General features: G+C 66.0%; 10 protein-coding genes. 7 read left to right on the plus strand and 3 right to left on the minus strand.

What is annotated here, in order from left to right; all coding sequences use genetic code 11:
- Window positions 1–50: 50 nt before the first annotated feature.
- Window positions 51–755, minus strand: a complete 705-nt coding sequence (gene ypfH / locus P8T11_RS06750) for an esterase (RefSeq protein ID WP_268077673.1) — start codon at window positions 753–755, stop codon at window positions 51–53.
- Between the two features lie 181 nt (window positions 756–936).
- On the opposite strand from ypfH, the gene P8T11_RS06755 reads away from it, so the two are divergent.
- The 7 genes from P8T11_RS06755 (at window position 937) to P8T11_RS06785 (ending at window position 9,559) form a co-directional block, all read left to right on the plus strand.
- Window positions 937–2,427 (plus strand): amino acid permease, encoded by a 1,491-nt coding sequence (locus P8T11_RS06755; protein WP_268077672.1) that lies wholly within the window; start codon window positions 937–939, stop codon window positions 2,425–2,427.
- A gap of 139 nt (window positions 2,428–2,566) precedes the next feature.
- Window positions 2,567–3,271, plus strand: a complete 705-nt coding sequence (gene imuA, locus P8T11_RS06760) for a translesion DNA synthesis-associated protein ImuA (protein WP_268077671.1) — start codon at window positions 2,567–2,569, stop codon at window positions 3,269–3,271.
- On the plus strand, window positions 3,201–4,670 hold the full coding sequence (locus P8T11_RS06765; RefSeq protein ID WP_268077670.1) for a Y-family DNA polymerase: 1,470 nt from the start codon (window positions 3,201–3,203) through the stop codon (window positions 4,668–4,670). The genes imuA and P8T11_RS06765 overlap by 71 nt, the downstream gene beginning before the upstream one ends.
- Window positions 4,671–4,680: 10 nt before the next feature.
- Window positions 4,681–7,926 carry an error-prone DNA polymerase gene (locus tag P8T11_RS06770; protein ID WP_268077669.1) on the plus strand — a complete coding sequence of 1,082 codons (3,246 nt, stop codon included), beginning with the start codon at window positions 4,681–4,683 and terminating at the stop codon, window positions 7,924–7,926.
- Window positions 7,927–8,058: 132 nt separating this feature from the next.
- Window positions 8,059–8,829: a hypothetical protein gene (locus tag P8T11_RS06775; protein WP_268077668.1), complete on the plus strand. Its 771-nt coding sequence runs from the start codon at window positions 8,059–8,061 to the stop codon at window positions 8,827–8,829.
- On the plus strand, window positions 8,822–9,016 hold the full coding sequence (locus P8T11_RS06780) for a hypothetical protein (protein WP_268077667.1): 195 nt from the start codon (window positions 8,822–8,824) through the stop codon (window positions 9,014–9,016). The genes P8T11_RS06775 and P8T11_RS06780 overlap by 8 nt, the downstream gene beginning before the upstream one ends.
- 153 nt (window positions 9,017–9,169) lie before the next feature.
- Window positions 9,170–9,559, plus strand: a complete 390-nt coding sequence (locus P8T11_RS06785) for an I78 family peptidase inhibitor (protein ID WP_050446590.1) — start codon at window positions 9,170–9,172, stop codon at window positions 9,557–9,559.
- A gap of 74 nt (window positions 9,560–9,633) precedes the next feature.
- Here P8T11_RS06785 and P8T11_RS06790 read toward each other — a convergent pair whose 3' ends face one another.
- Window positions 9,634–10,608 carry a LysR family transcriptional regulator gene (locus tag P8T11_RS06790; RefSeq protein WP_268077666.1) on the minus strand — a complete coding sequence of 325 codons (975 nt, stop codon included), beginning with the start codon at window positions 10,606–10,608 and terminating at the stop codon, window positions 9,634–9,636.
- 33 nt (window positions 10,609–10,641) lie between these two features.
- Window positions 10,642–11,376 (minus strand): amino acid ABC transporter ATP-binding protein, encoded by a 735-nt coding sequence (locus tag P8T11_RS06795; protein ID WP_268077665.1) that lies wholly within the window; start codon window positions 11,374–11,376, stop codon window positions 10,642–10,644.
- Window positions 11,377–11,379: the final 3 nt, after the last annotated feature.

Below are 11,379 nucleotides of genomic sequence, written 5' to 3' on the forward strand. Positions count from 1 at the left end.
CGGGCTGCGGGGCATCGGGCTGCGGATCATCGAGCAGTGTCATCCCGCGATCAATGCACGGTGGTGCCATCGGGCGGCGTCTGGTTCAGCCCCAGGGCCGCTTCCCAGCTTCGCAGCGGCACGCAGGTCTGCAAGCGGACGATGGCGCGCTCGATCAGGGCGGGATGCAGTTCGTGGCCGACGTGGCTGGCGATGTCGATGGTGGAATCCCCGTGCAGCGTTTCCAGCCGGGCTTGCGCGGCCTGGATGTGGGACACGTTCATGACCGGGTCGTCGGCGCCGTGCAGCAGGTGCAGGGTGGTGAATTGCGGCGCGGCCTTTGGCAATTGCGCATAGCGTCCCGAGAACGCGATGACGCGCCCGGCCATGCCGTCGTGGGCCTGCACCAGTTCCAGCGCCATGATGGCGCCCTGCGAAAAGCCCGCCACCGCCGTGTCCGACTGCAGCAACTTGAAGCGAGCCTGCGCCTGGCGCACATAGGCTTCCAGGGGCGGCATGGCCGCCGCCACGCGCTCGGCGCGGTTGTCTTCGCTGATGCCGCGCACTGAAAACCACTGCCGTCCCGCGCCGCCGCCGTCAAAGGGCTCGAAGCCTTCGGGCGCCAGCACCGCCGCCATCGGGAAGGCCGCGCGCACGGCGTCGGCCAATGGCCGCAGGTTATCGGGCGACCCGCCCACGCCGTGCAACAGGATGAACAACTGGCGCACGTCGACGCCCGCTTCGGGAAGGAATTCAAGTGAACCGGTAGATGCCATGAAACTGCTCCGTGCTGGCTGGGGCCGCGGGACTGCGCCGCTGTCACAGCATTGTAAAATGCGCGGCGTTGGCGCTGGCGCCCCCCTTTGGTTCCCTGGGGATGCCCTTGCCTCTTGCTGGCAGTCCCTTGTCGCGGACCCTGCCTGAATGCCGCCGCGGCGGCCACTTTTCCCCGTTGCAATGCAAACACCGATTTCCGATTCTGGCGCCACGCCCGCCAGCCAGAATCAGCTGCACCGCGTGCTCAAGGCGCGCCACCTGACGATGATAGCGCTGGGCGGAGCCATCGGCACCGGCCTGTTCGTGGCCTCCGGCGCGGCCATTGCCGAAGCGGGTCCCGGCGGCGCCCTGCTCGTCTACCTGGTGATTGGCCTGATGGTCTACTTCATCATGACGAGCCTGGGCGAACTGGCCACCTTCATGCCGGTGTCGGGCTCGTTCTGCACCTATGCGTCACGCTACGTGGACCCCGGCTTCGGCTTCGCGCTGGGATGGAACTTCTGGGTCAGTTGGGCCACGGTTGTCGCCGTGGACGTGGTGGCCGCCCAACTGGTCATGGCGTACTGGCTGCCGGACACGCCGGGCTGGATCTGGAGCGTGGCATTTTTAGCGCTGACCTTCGGGCTGAACGCCTTTTCAGCGCGCAGCTTCGGCGAAGCCGAATACTGGTTCGCCCTGATCAAGGTGGTGGCCGTGCTGTGCTTCATTGCCGTCGGCCTGGGCATGCTGGTGGGCATCATCCACGGCGGCGACCAGGTCGGCCTGGCGAACTGGACCATCGGCGATGCGCCCTTCGTGGGCAACGCGGCCACCTGGGTGGGCGTGGCGATGGTGGTGGCCTATTCCTTCCAGGGCACCGAACTGGTGGGCGTGGCGGCGGGCGAATCCGAAAACCCGCGCCGCAATGTGCCGCGCGCCATCAATAGCGTGTTCTGGCGCATCCTGCTGTTCTACGTGCTGGCCATTCTGATCATCGGCCTGCTGTTGCCCTATACCGACCCGCAATTGCTGCGCAACGACGTCGAAGACATCGCCGTCAGCCCGTTCACGCTGGTGTTCCAGCACGCGGGCCTGCTGTCGGCCGCCACCGTGATGAACGCGGTGATCCTGACGTCGGTGCTGTCGGCCGGCAATTCAGGCATGTACGCTGCCACCCGCATGCTGTTCAACATGGCGGCCGAAGGCCAGGCGCCGGCGCTGTTCAAGCGGCTGACGTCCAAGGGCGTGCCGCTGTACGCGCTGCTGGCCACCACGGCGCTGGCCTGCCTGTGCCTGTTCAGCGTGGTGTACAGCCCGAAGGCGGTCTATATCTGGCTGCTGAATTTTGCGGGCATGACGGAATTCATCGTGTGGCTGAGCATCGCGATGAGCCATTACCGGTTTCGCCAGGGCTACGTCAGGCACGGCTACGACACGGCCGACCTGCCCTACAAGGCCGGCCTGTTTCCCTTCGGCCCGGTGCTGGCCTTTGTGCTGTGCCTGGTGGTGACGCTGGGGCAGAACTACCAGGCGTTCCTGCAAGATCGCATCGACTGGATCGGGGTGGTGTCCACGTATCTGGCCATTCCGCTGTTCCTGGCGCTGTGGATCGGGCATCGCGTGGTGAAGAAGTCGCGCTGGGTGCGCTACGGGGACATGCGCTTTTATGGGCTGGATCGGGACCAGGGCTAGGCGCGGGTCCGCCGGTTCAGGCCACAAAACCGCTCATCAGGCGGCCCATGGTTGGCCCATGGACGGCTCATAGTCGACCCATAGCCGCTTAAAAAGCGGCCCACAAAACGGGGCTACAATACTGTATATTCATACAGTAATGATAACCCCTGAACGCATCCACCCCGCGTTGTGGCGCGCCACCCAGTTGGCCAAAGGCGCCGCGCGCACCCTGCCCACCGGGCACGCTTCGCTTTCCGCCGAGCTGCCGGACGGCGGCTGGCCGCTGGGATCCCTGATCGAACTGCTGACCCCGCATCCCGGCGTGGGCGAAATCCGCCTGCTGCGCCCGGCCCTGGCCCAATTGGAAACGCGCCGCCCCATTGCGCTGGTGCAACCGCCGCACCGGCCCCACATCGCCAGTTGGATGAGCTGGCGGCTGGATCCCCGGCAATTGCTGTGGGTGGCGCCGCAAAAACCCGTCGATACCCTCTGGGCCACGGAACAAATCCTGAAAAACGGCAGTTGCGGCGCGCTGATCTGCTGGCTGCCGCATGTGCGCCCTGAATCCCTGCGCCGGCTGCATCTGGCGGCCCAGGCAAGCGACCTGCTCTTCATTGCCATCCGCCCGGCCAAGGCCGCGCAGAATGCCACCGCCGCCCCCTTGCGGCTGGCGCTTGCGCCCGCCCCGGGCGGTTTATCCGTCCATATTCTGAAGCGCCGGGGGCCTGTCTGCGACACCCCGCTGTACGTGGGCCTGGAGCCCGGCGCGCCGACACCGTCTTCCCCCCGCCATGCGCCTTTGGATCGCCGCCTTCCTGCGCTGCCTGCCGCTGGACGTACTACGCCCGCACTGGCCGCATGAGGAACACGCCTTCGCCGTCCTGGACCAGGAACGCGTTGCCGCCCTCACCCCCGCCGCCCGCCAGGCCGGCGTCAAGCCGGGCATGCGCCGCGCGGGCGCCGCAGCCATCGCCCCGCAGGTGGAACTCTTGCCGCGCCAGCCGCAGGCCGAAGCCGACACCCTGCACGGCGCGGCGCTGGCGCTGCTGCAATACACCCCCGAAATTGCCTTGGGCGATGCCGACACCGTGCTCTTGAACGTGGGCGCCAGCCTGATGTTCTTCGGCGGCCCGCGCGCGCTGTCCCGGCGCATACGGGCCACCTTGGCCGCGCTGGATGTGCGGGTGTCCCTGGGCATGGCGCCCACCGCCCGGGGCGCCTGGCTGCTGGCGCACCGCCCCGGCCGGCGCGTGCCCCGGCGCACCCTCACCCTGCGCACGCTGACCCGTCGGTTGGACGCGCTGCCGCTGGCGCTGCTGCCCCAGGCCCAGGCGCGGCTGGACTGGCTGGGCGACATCGGCTGCCACGCCCTGGCCGACCTGCGCGCCCTGCCGCGCGCCGGCCTGCAACGGCGCAGCACGCCAGATCTGCTTCCCGCCCTGGACGCCGCCTATGGCCAGGCGCCGGAACTGTATCGCTGGATTGAACCGCCCCACCAGTTTTCCCGGCGCATTGAACTCATGGATTACGTCGAGCACACCGACGCCGTGCTGGCCGTGGGGCGCCGCCTGGCCGAACAACTGGGCGGGTGGCTCACCGCACGGCAATTGGCGGTGCGGCGCGTGGTGCTCAGCATGGAACACGAACGCGGCCGCCATGCCCGCCCGCCCACCGAACTGGAACTGGCGCTGGCGCAACCGGTCTGGCAGGCGCCGCAAATCCTGCACCTGCTGCGCGAAAAGCTCAACCACGTCACGCTGGAAGCGCCCGTCATCGCCGTGTCGCTATTGGCGCCCGACACCGTGGAGCAACCCGCCGTCAGCACCACGCTGTTTCCCGAACCCGGCGGCACCGCGGCCGACCACGCCCGCCTGCTGGACCTGCTGGTGGCCCGGCTGGGCCGCGATCAGGTGCGTCACGCCCATCCCACGCCCGACCATCGCCCCGAAGCCGCGAATTCCTGGGGCGACGCGCTGGCCACCCCGCGCCCGCCCCAGCCCCTGCCCCCCTTGCTGGACCGTCCCTTCTGGCTGCTGGAAACGCCGCTGGCCCTGAAGCTGTCGGGCCATCGCCCCCAATACGGCGGCCAGCCACTGCGGCTGGTGCGCGGGCCCGAACGCATCGAAAGCGGCTGGTGGGATCCGGCCCTGACCGTGCGCGACTACTTCGTCGCCGAAGACGCGGCGGCGGCGCGCTACTGGATCTACCGCGAACGCGACGCGGAACACGCGCGCTGGTTCCTGCACGGGCTCTACGCCTGAGGCTTCGCGCATGCAAGACGACCCTCACGACGCCTCCTACGACGCCCCCGATCCGTCCGAACTGTTGGCAACGTTGCCCGGCTACGCCGAGCTGCAATGCCAGTCGAACTTTTCCTTCCTGCAAGGCGCCTCGCACCCGGAAGAGCTGGTCGCGCGCGCCGCTGAACTGGGTTACGCCGCGCTGGCGCTGACCGACGAATGTTCGCTGGCCGGCGTGGTCCGCGCCCACATGGAGGCCAAGACCCAGAAGCTGCCCCTGATCATCGGCGCCACGTTCCAGTTGCGCGCCGCGCCCGACGCCGCCCCGCTGGGCCTGACCCTGCTGGCGCAAACCCGCGAAGGCTACGGCAACCTGTCCGAACTCATCACGCTGGCCCGCACCCGCGCGCCCAAGGGCGAATACCGCTTGGCCCCGGATGACCTGACCCGTCCGCCCAAGGGCTCCGAGCACCTGCGCCAAGTACCGGAATGCCTGGCCATCCTGACCCCCGCTTACGGCACCGACGCCGACCGCCTGGCCGAGCAGGCGCGCTGGTTGGCGCGCGTGTTTCCCAACCGCGCCTGGGTCGGGCTGAATCTGCTGTACCGGTCGCGCGACGACCAGCACCGCGCCGCCGTCGAGCATGCCGCGCGCCAGGCCGATCTGCCCATCGTGGCCGTGGGCCAGGTGCAGATGCATGTGCGATCGCGCAAGCCCCTGCACGACACGCTGGCCGGCATCCGCACGCGCCAGCCGGTGGCCCAATGCGGCTACGAATTATCCGAAAACGCCGAACAGCATCTGCGCACCCGCATGCGCCTGGCCAACCTGTATCCGCCCGACGCGCTGGCGCAAACGCTGGTGGTGGCGCGCCGCTGCGCGTTTTCACTGGACGAACTGCGCTACGAATATCCCGACGAGGTCGTCCCGCCCGGCCACACGCCCGCCACCTATCTGCGCCAGGAAACCCTGGCCGGCGCCGCCCGGCGCTTTCCCGCCGGGGTCCCGGAAAACGTGGCCGGCCAGATCGAAAGAGAGCTCGACCTGATCGGCGACCTGCACTACGAAGCCTACTTCCTGACCGTCTACGACATCGTCCAGTACGCGCGCAGCCAGGGCATTTTGTGCCAGGGCCGGGGGTCGGCCGCCAACTCCGCCGTCTGTTATTGCCTGGGTATCACCGCGGTGGACCCGGTGCGCGGCAACAACTTGTTTGAACGTTTCATCAGCAAAGAGCGCAACGAACCACCCGACATAGACGTGGATTTCGAACACCAGCGCCGCGAAGAAGTCATCCAGTACATCTACAACAAATACGGACGCGAACGCGCCGCCCTGACCGCCGTGGTCATTTCGTACCGGCCACGCAGCGTACTGCGCGACACCGGCAGCGCGCTGGGCGTGGACCTGGGCGTGATCGACGCCGTGGCGCGCGCGCACCAGTGGTGGGACGGCAAAAAGGAAATGCTGCGCACGCTGGGCACCTGCGGGCTGGACCCGGAATCCCGCGTGGCGCGGCAATGGGCGTCGCTGGCGCAAACCATGATGGGCTTTCCGCGCCACCTGTCGCAGCACCCGGGCGGCTTCGTGATTTCACGCGGCAAGCTGTCGCGCCTGGTGCCCATTGAAAACGCCGCCATGCAAGACCGCAGCGTCGTGCAATGGGACAAGGACGATCTGGACGCGCTGAAACTGCTGAAAGTGGACGTGCTGGCGCTGGGCATGCTGTCGGCCTTGCGCCGCACCCTGGAGCTGGCCGGCCAACGCCGCGGCCAGCCGCTGGCGCTGCAAGACATTCCCGAAGGCGACGAAGCCACCTACGACATGATCTGCGACGCCGACACGGTGGGCGTGTTCCAGATCGAATCGCGCGCGCAGATGACCATGCTGCCCCGCCTGCGGCCGCGCAAATACTACGACCTGGTCGTGCAGGTGGCCATCGTGCGCCCCGGCCCGATCCAGGGCGGCATGGTCCACCCCTACCTGCGCCGGCGCCAGGGCAAGGAAGACGAAACCTATCCCAGCGAAAAAGTCCGAGGCGTGCTCAGCCGCACCATGGGCGTGCCCATCTTCCAGGAACAGGTGATGCAGATCGCGGTGGTGGCCGCGGGGTTCACGCCTGGCGAGGCCGACCAGTTGCGCCGGTCCATGGCCGCCTGGAAACGCAAGGGCGGCGTGGACAAATTCCGCGTCAAGCTGGTGGGTGGCCTGCTGGCGCACGGTTACACGCTGGAATTCGCCGAAGCGCTGTTCCGGCAGGTAGAGGGGTTTGGCGAGTACGGCTTTCCCGAAAGCCATGCCGCCAGCTTCGCGCTGCTGGCGTACTTCAGTTCCTGGCTCAAGCGCCACGAACCCGAAGCCTTTCTGGCCGCCTTGCTCAATTCCCAGCCCATGGGTTTCTACGCGCCCGCGCAACTGGTGCAGGACGCCCGCCGCCACGGCGTCTGCGTGCTGCCCGCCGACGTCACCGTCAGCGGCTGGGATTCGGCGCTGGAAACCCTGCCCGACGATCACCCCGGCGCCCAGCGACGCCCGCGCCCGCACTCACCACCCACCGAAGACACCCGCCCCGCCGTCCGGCTGGGCCTGAGCCTGATCCAGGGCATGCGGGAAGACGCCGCGCGCCGCATTGAAGAGGCTCGCGCAACGGCGCCTTTTACCGACACCGGTGACCTGGCCCGCCGCGCCGCGCTGAACCGCCACGACCTGAACGCCTTGGCCGCCGGCGACGCGCTGCGCACCCTTGCCGGCCACCGCCGCCAGGCCAGTTGGCAGGCCGCCGCCAGCGTACAAAGCCGCGACCTGCTGCGCGACGCCGCCATCGTGGAAACCCAGGCCCCCCAGTTGTCGGCCCCCTCGGAAAACCAGACCGTGGCCGCCGACTACCGCAGCCTGGGGCTGACGCTGCACAGCCACCCGGTCGCCCTGTTGCGCGCGCAACTTGCCGCCCGCAATTTCCAGCCGGCCGAAGTCCTGAACGGCTACCCCGACAAGCGCGTGGCCCGCGCCTGCGGCATCGTCACCGTGCGCCAGCGGCCACAAACCTCCAAGGGCGTGATCTTCGTCACGCTGGAAGACGAAACCGGCCCCGTCAACGTGGTCGTGCGCCCGGAACTCATCGAACGCCAACGCCGCGAACTGCTGGGCGCCAAATTGCTGGGCGTCTACGGCGCCTGGCAGAACGTGGACGGCGTACGCCACCTGATCGCGCAGCGCCTGGTGGACCTGTCCGACCTGCTGGGCGGGCTGGCGGCGCATAGCCGGAATTTTCATTGAGGCGCCAACTGGCCGGTATCACGGCAGGCACGTACCCGTTCCTGATGACATTTGGATCACTATCCGCCCGCTCCACTATGCTCGAGCGGCCTATGCTCTGCGCCTCTATCAACGCCCCCTCGAGGACTCAGCATGTCACCGCCGCGATCGCGCTTTTATCGGGAGCGCCTGGCCGAACTTCATCAGCAACTGATGCTGCATCCCGTCGTGCACCAACATCTAAACGGACAGCAGATCCGGTTTGACGGTATTCGCCTGCTGCCGGACAACGTGTTTTCCATGCCCTTTGGCGATATCTCCGTTCTGGAATTGACCCATTTGCTTTCCATTTTCAACGGCAGCCGTGTGCATCAACAGGCGGAACGAAAAGCAGGGCCGGATGACGCGCCGGCCGGACTGTACTTCACCGTTATCAACAATCGTCTTATTCAGGCGCCCTACAAAAACAGAATCGGGCTGTACACGGAGCAAAGCCGACCGCCCCGGGCGGCGCGCTACGCACTCCACATCGACTACTACTATCTGAACGCCAGCTTGGCACCACGCTACCTGGGACGGATCGCCTTCGCGCTCTGCGCCATCACAGCCTATTTATGGGGGCTGTCTAAAATTTCACTGATCGCAGCAGGCGGTATCGGTTACCCCGACCGCTATATCGGCTATCAAATCTGGCCCAGACTGGGCTTTGATGCTCGCCTGCTTCCCGAAGAAACATCAGGCGAAGCGCGGTTGTCGGAATGCGCGACAGTGCAGGAAGTGCTGGCTGCGGACGAAGCGTGGTGGATCAGGAAAGGGACACAAAGGCTGATGGTTTTCGACTTGGCGCCCCATAGCGCCTCCTGGGAAAAGCTAGTACCCTGCTTCGGTACAAAAGTCATGTCGGGAGGAGGTCTCAATGGCTGATCAAACCACATCGAAACGCATCGCCACCACCACAACCATGCACCGCACGAAGCCGGGGCATGTGTTCAAGATATCCATGAAGGGCATCCCGGTGGTCACCGAGGAAGACTGGGCCAGACTGGAAGCCTACGCCCGTCAGCCGACCACTGCACGCCGTGCTTATCCCACCTTGCCCGACCCAAGCTGATTCAGCATCCCCTGCTACGCCATCGCAGCCCGCCTTGATCACATTTCAACGCGGGCTTTTCACTTTTTGGCGCGCCGCCGCAACGCCAGATTACAGCGCGCCTAGGCTGGTCTATCATGGCTTTTTTCGTCGTGAAGTTGTAAGGAGCGATACATGATCCGCAAGCTGATCCCTTTCATTCTGGTTGCCAGCCTGACCGCATGCGCCAACACTGGAACGTCGTCGTCCAGCGCACCGGCAGCCTCCAGCTCCTCCAGCTCTTCATCCTCGTCCGGCGCCAGCTCGTCGGGCGGTGCTTCCTATGGTGGGTCGGGCTCGGCCATGCCGGGCTACGGTAGCAAAACCTGCGATGCGGCCGCGCTGCAATCGCAAATTGGCCAAAAGGCCACCACGTCCTCGATGGAAGACCTGCGTACCCGCAGCGGCAGTACCACCGCCCGCATCCTGCGCCCCGGCCAACTCGTCACCATGGAATACAACGCCACCCGTTTGAACCTGATCGTGGATGACAAAGACGTCATGACCGCCATTCGCTGCGGTTGATCTACCCCCCCAACAAGCCCTGCAAGGAACCCACCCCGCCCCGGACCGGCCGGCGCCTGACATCGCCGGCCGCCTCAGGCTTCGTCCGGTAACGCGGCGGGCGGCGTGGGCGGCACGTGGGGCAGGAAGGCCCCCGCCACTTCAAACGCGCATTCCTCGCGCGCGATCTCGATCACCCGTGACACGATCGGGTTGACGATGTTCTTCTTGTGCACCGCGTAGTAATTGATGGTGGGCAGGTCTGGCTGCACATCCAGCTGACATAGCGCGCCGCGCTCGACCAGTGGCGCGAAGTAGGCCCCAGGCAGATAACTGATGCCCAGCCCCAGCATCGTCAGTTGCGCCATCATCCCCAAGCTGTTGCAGGTCAACACCCGTTTGACCGACAAGCCCTGTTCCGCGAACCAGGCGTCGTACAGATGCGACAAGGCGGAATTGGTCGGCTGCGAAATCACCGGATACGGCGCCAGATCCTGGGGCGACAAACGCGCCTGCAAATCGATATCCAGCGCCGGGCTGGCCATCCAGACGTTGGTGACGGCGCCCAGATGGGTGCCCTCGTATTGATAGCTCCAGAACGGGCCAGGCATGATGGCCAAGTCCAGTTGGTCTTGGTCCAACCTTTCGTACAACGTAATGCCGCCGTCGATCTCGGGCATCAGTTGTACGCGCGGGTAGCGCAAGCTGATCTGATTGATCAGCCGCGCCAGCCACGTCATGCCGACCAGCTCGGTCACCCCCAGCCGTATCACGCCTTCGAAACTGGCCGGGTCGGCCATGTTTTGCACGATGCGGCTATTCAGGTCCAGCATTTCACGCGCCAGCTCAAACAGCTTGCGCCCTTGAGGCGTCATGAACAGCTTTTTGGCCCGGCGCTCGAATAACGGCGACCCGGCGAAGGCTTCCAATTCCCCTACCCGCTTGGCCACCGCCGATTGCGTGGTGTGCAGTTTCCGGGAAGATGCGCTGAAGCTGCCTAGCTCGGCGCTCCAGTAAAAAGCCTCTAGCTGTTTAAGGGTGTACATCGCGGCGGTGGATGCGAAACGCATGAAAGCCCTCACGTTACCATCGCCGCCACGACGCTAGCCGCGTGGGTGCAGGATGTCGGCCAGAAAGCGCTGTGCGCGCGGATGCGAGGGCGCGCTGAAAAAGCGCTCGGGCGTATCCACCTCAAGAATCTCGCCACCATCCATGAAGACGACCCGATCGCAGACGTCGCGCGCAAAGCCCATTTCGTGGGTCACGCATACCATCGTCATGCCGTCTTTGGCCAGGCCCTTCATCACTTGCAGCACCTCGCCGACCATTTCAGGGTCGAGCGCGCTGGTCGGCTCATCGAACAACATCACCGGCGGCTGCAACGCCAAGGCGCGCGCAATCGCCACGCGCTGCTGCTGGCCGCCCGACAGCGCACCAGGGTAGGCGTCGATCTTGTTCAGCAACCCCACCCGATCAAGCAGCGCACGCGCCAGTTCCAGGGCTTCCTTGCGCGGCTGCTTGCGGATATTGACCGGCGCGAAGATCACGTTTTCCAGCACGCTCATGTGCGGGAACAGGTTGAACTGCTGGAATACGAAGCCGATCTTCTGACGCAGCGCGTTCAGGTTCGCGCCCTTCTGGTAGATGTCCGCGCCGTCGATCAGGATGCGGCCTTTCTCAATAGGCTCCAACCGATTCACCGTGCGGATCATGGTCGACTTGCCCGAGCCCGACGGCCCGCACACCACCAGCACTTCGCCACGCGCCACGGACAGGTCCACGTCCCGCAGCACATGATGGGCGCCGTACCACTTGTTCACTTTTTCAAGCTTGATCATGAT

The sequence above is a fragment of the Achromobacter spanius genome, assembly GCF_029637605.1.
GTDB classification, from domain to species: domain Bacteria; phylum Pseudomonadota; class Gammaproteobacteria; order Burkholderiales; family Burkholderiaceae_B; genus Achromobacter; species Achromobacter spanius_E.

Excerpts from the sequence above, each read along its gene's own strand:
- ypfH (WP_268077673.1), bottom strand. The coding sequence starts at position 755 with ATGGCATCTACCGGTTCACTTGAATTCCTTCCCGAAGCGGGCGTCGAC.
- P8T11_RS06755 (WP_268077672.1), top strand. The coding sequence starts at position 937 with ATGCAAACACCGATTTCCGATTCTGGCGCCACGCCCGCCAGCCAGAAT.
- imuA (WP_268077671.1), top strand. The coding sequence starts at position 2,567 with ATGATAACCCCTGAACGCATCCACCCCGCGTTGTGGCGCGCCACCCAG.
- P8T11_RS06765 (WP_268077670.1), top strand. The coding sequence starts at position 3,201 with ATGCGCCTTTGGATCGCCGCCTTCCTGCGCTGCCTGCCGCTGGACGTA.
- P8T11_RS06770 (WP_268077669.1), top strand. The coding sequence starts at position 4,681 with ATGCAAGACGACCCTCACGACGCCTCCTACGACGCCCCCGATCCGTCC.
- P8T11_RS06775 (WP_268077668.1), top strand. The coding sequence starts at position 8,059 with ATGTCACCGCCGCGATCGCGCTTTTATCGGGAGCGCCTGGCCGAACTT.
- P8T11_RS06780 (WP_268077667.1), top strand. The coding sequence starts at position 8,822 with ATGGCTGATCAAACCACATCGAAACGCATCGCCACCACCACAACCATG.
- P8T11_RS06785 (WP_050446590.1), top strand. The coding sequence starts at position 9,170 with ATGATCCGCAAGCTGATCCCTTTCATTCTGGTTGCCAGCCTGACCGCA.
- P8T11_RS06790 (WP_268077666.1), bottom strand. The coding sequence starts at position 10,608 with ATGCGTTTCGCATCCACCGCCGCGATGTACACCCTTAAACAGCTAGAG.
- P8T11_RS06795 (WP_268077665.1), bottom strand. The coding sequence starts at position 11,376 with ATGATCAAGCTTGAAAAAGTGAACAAGTGGTACGGCGCCCATCATGTG.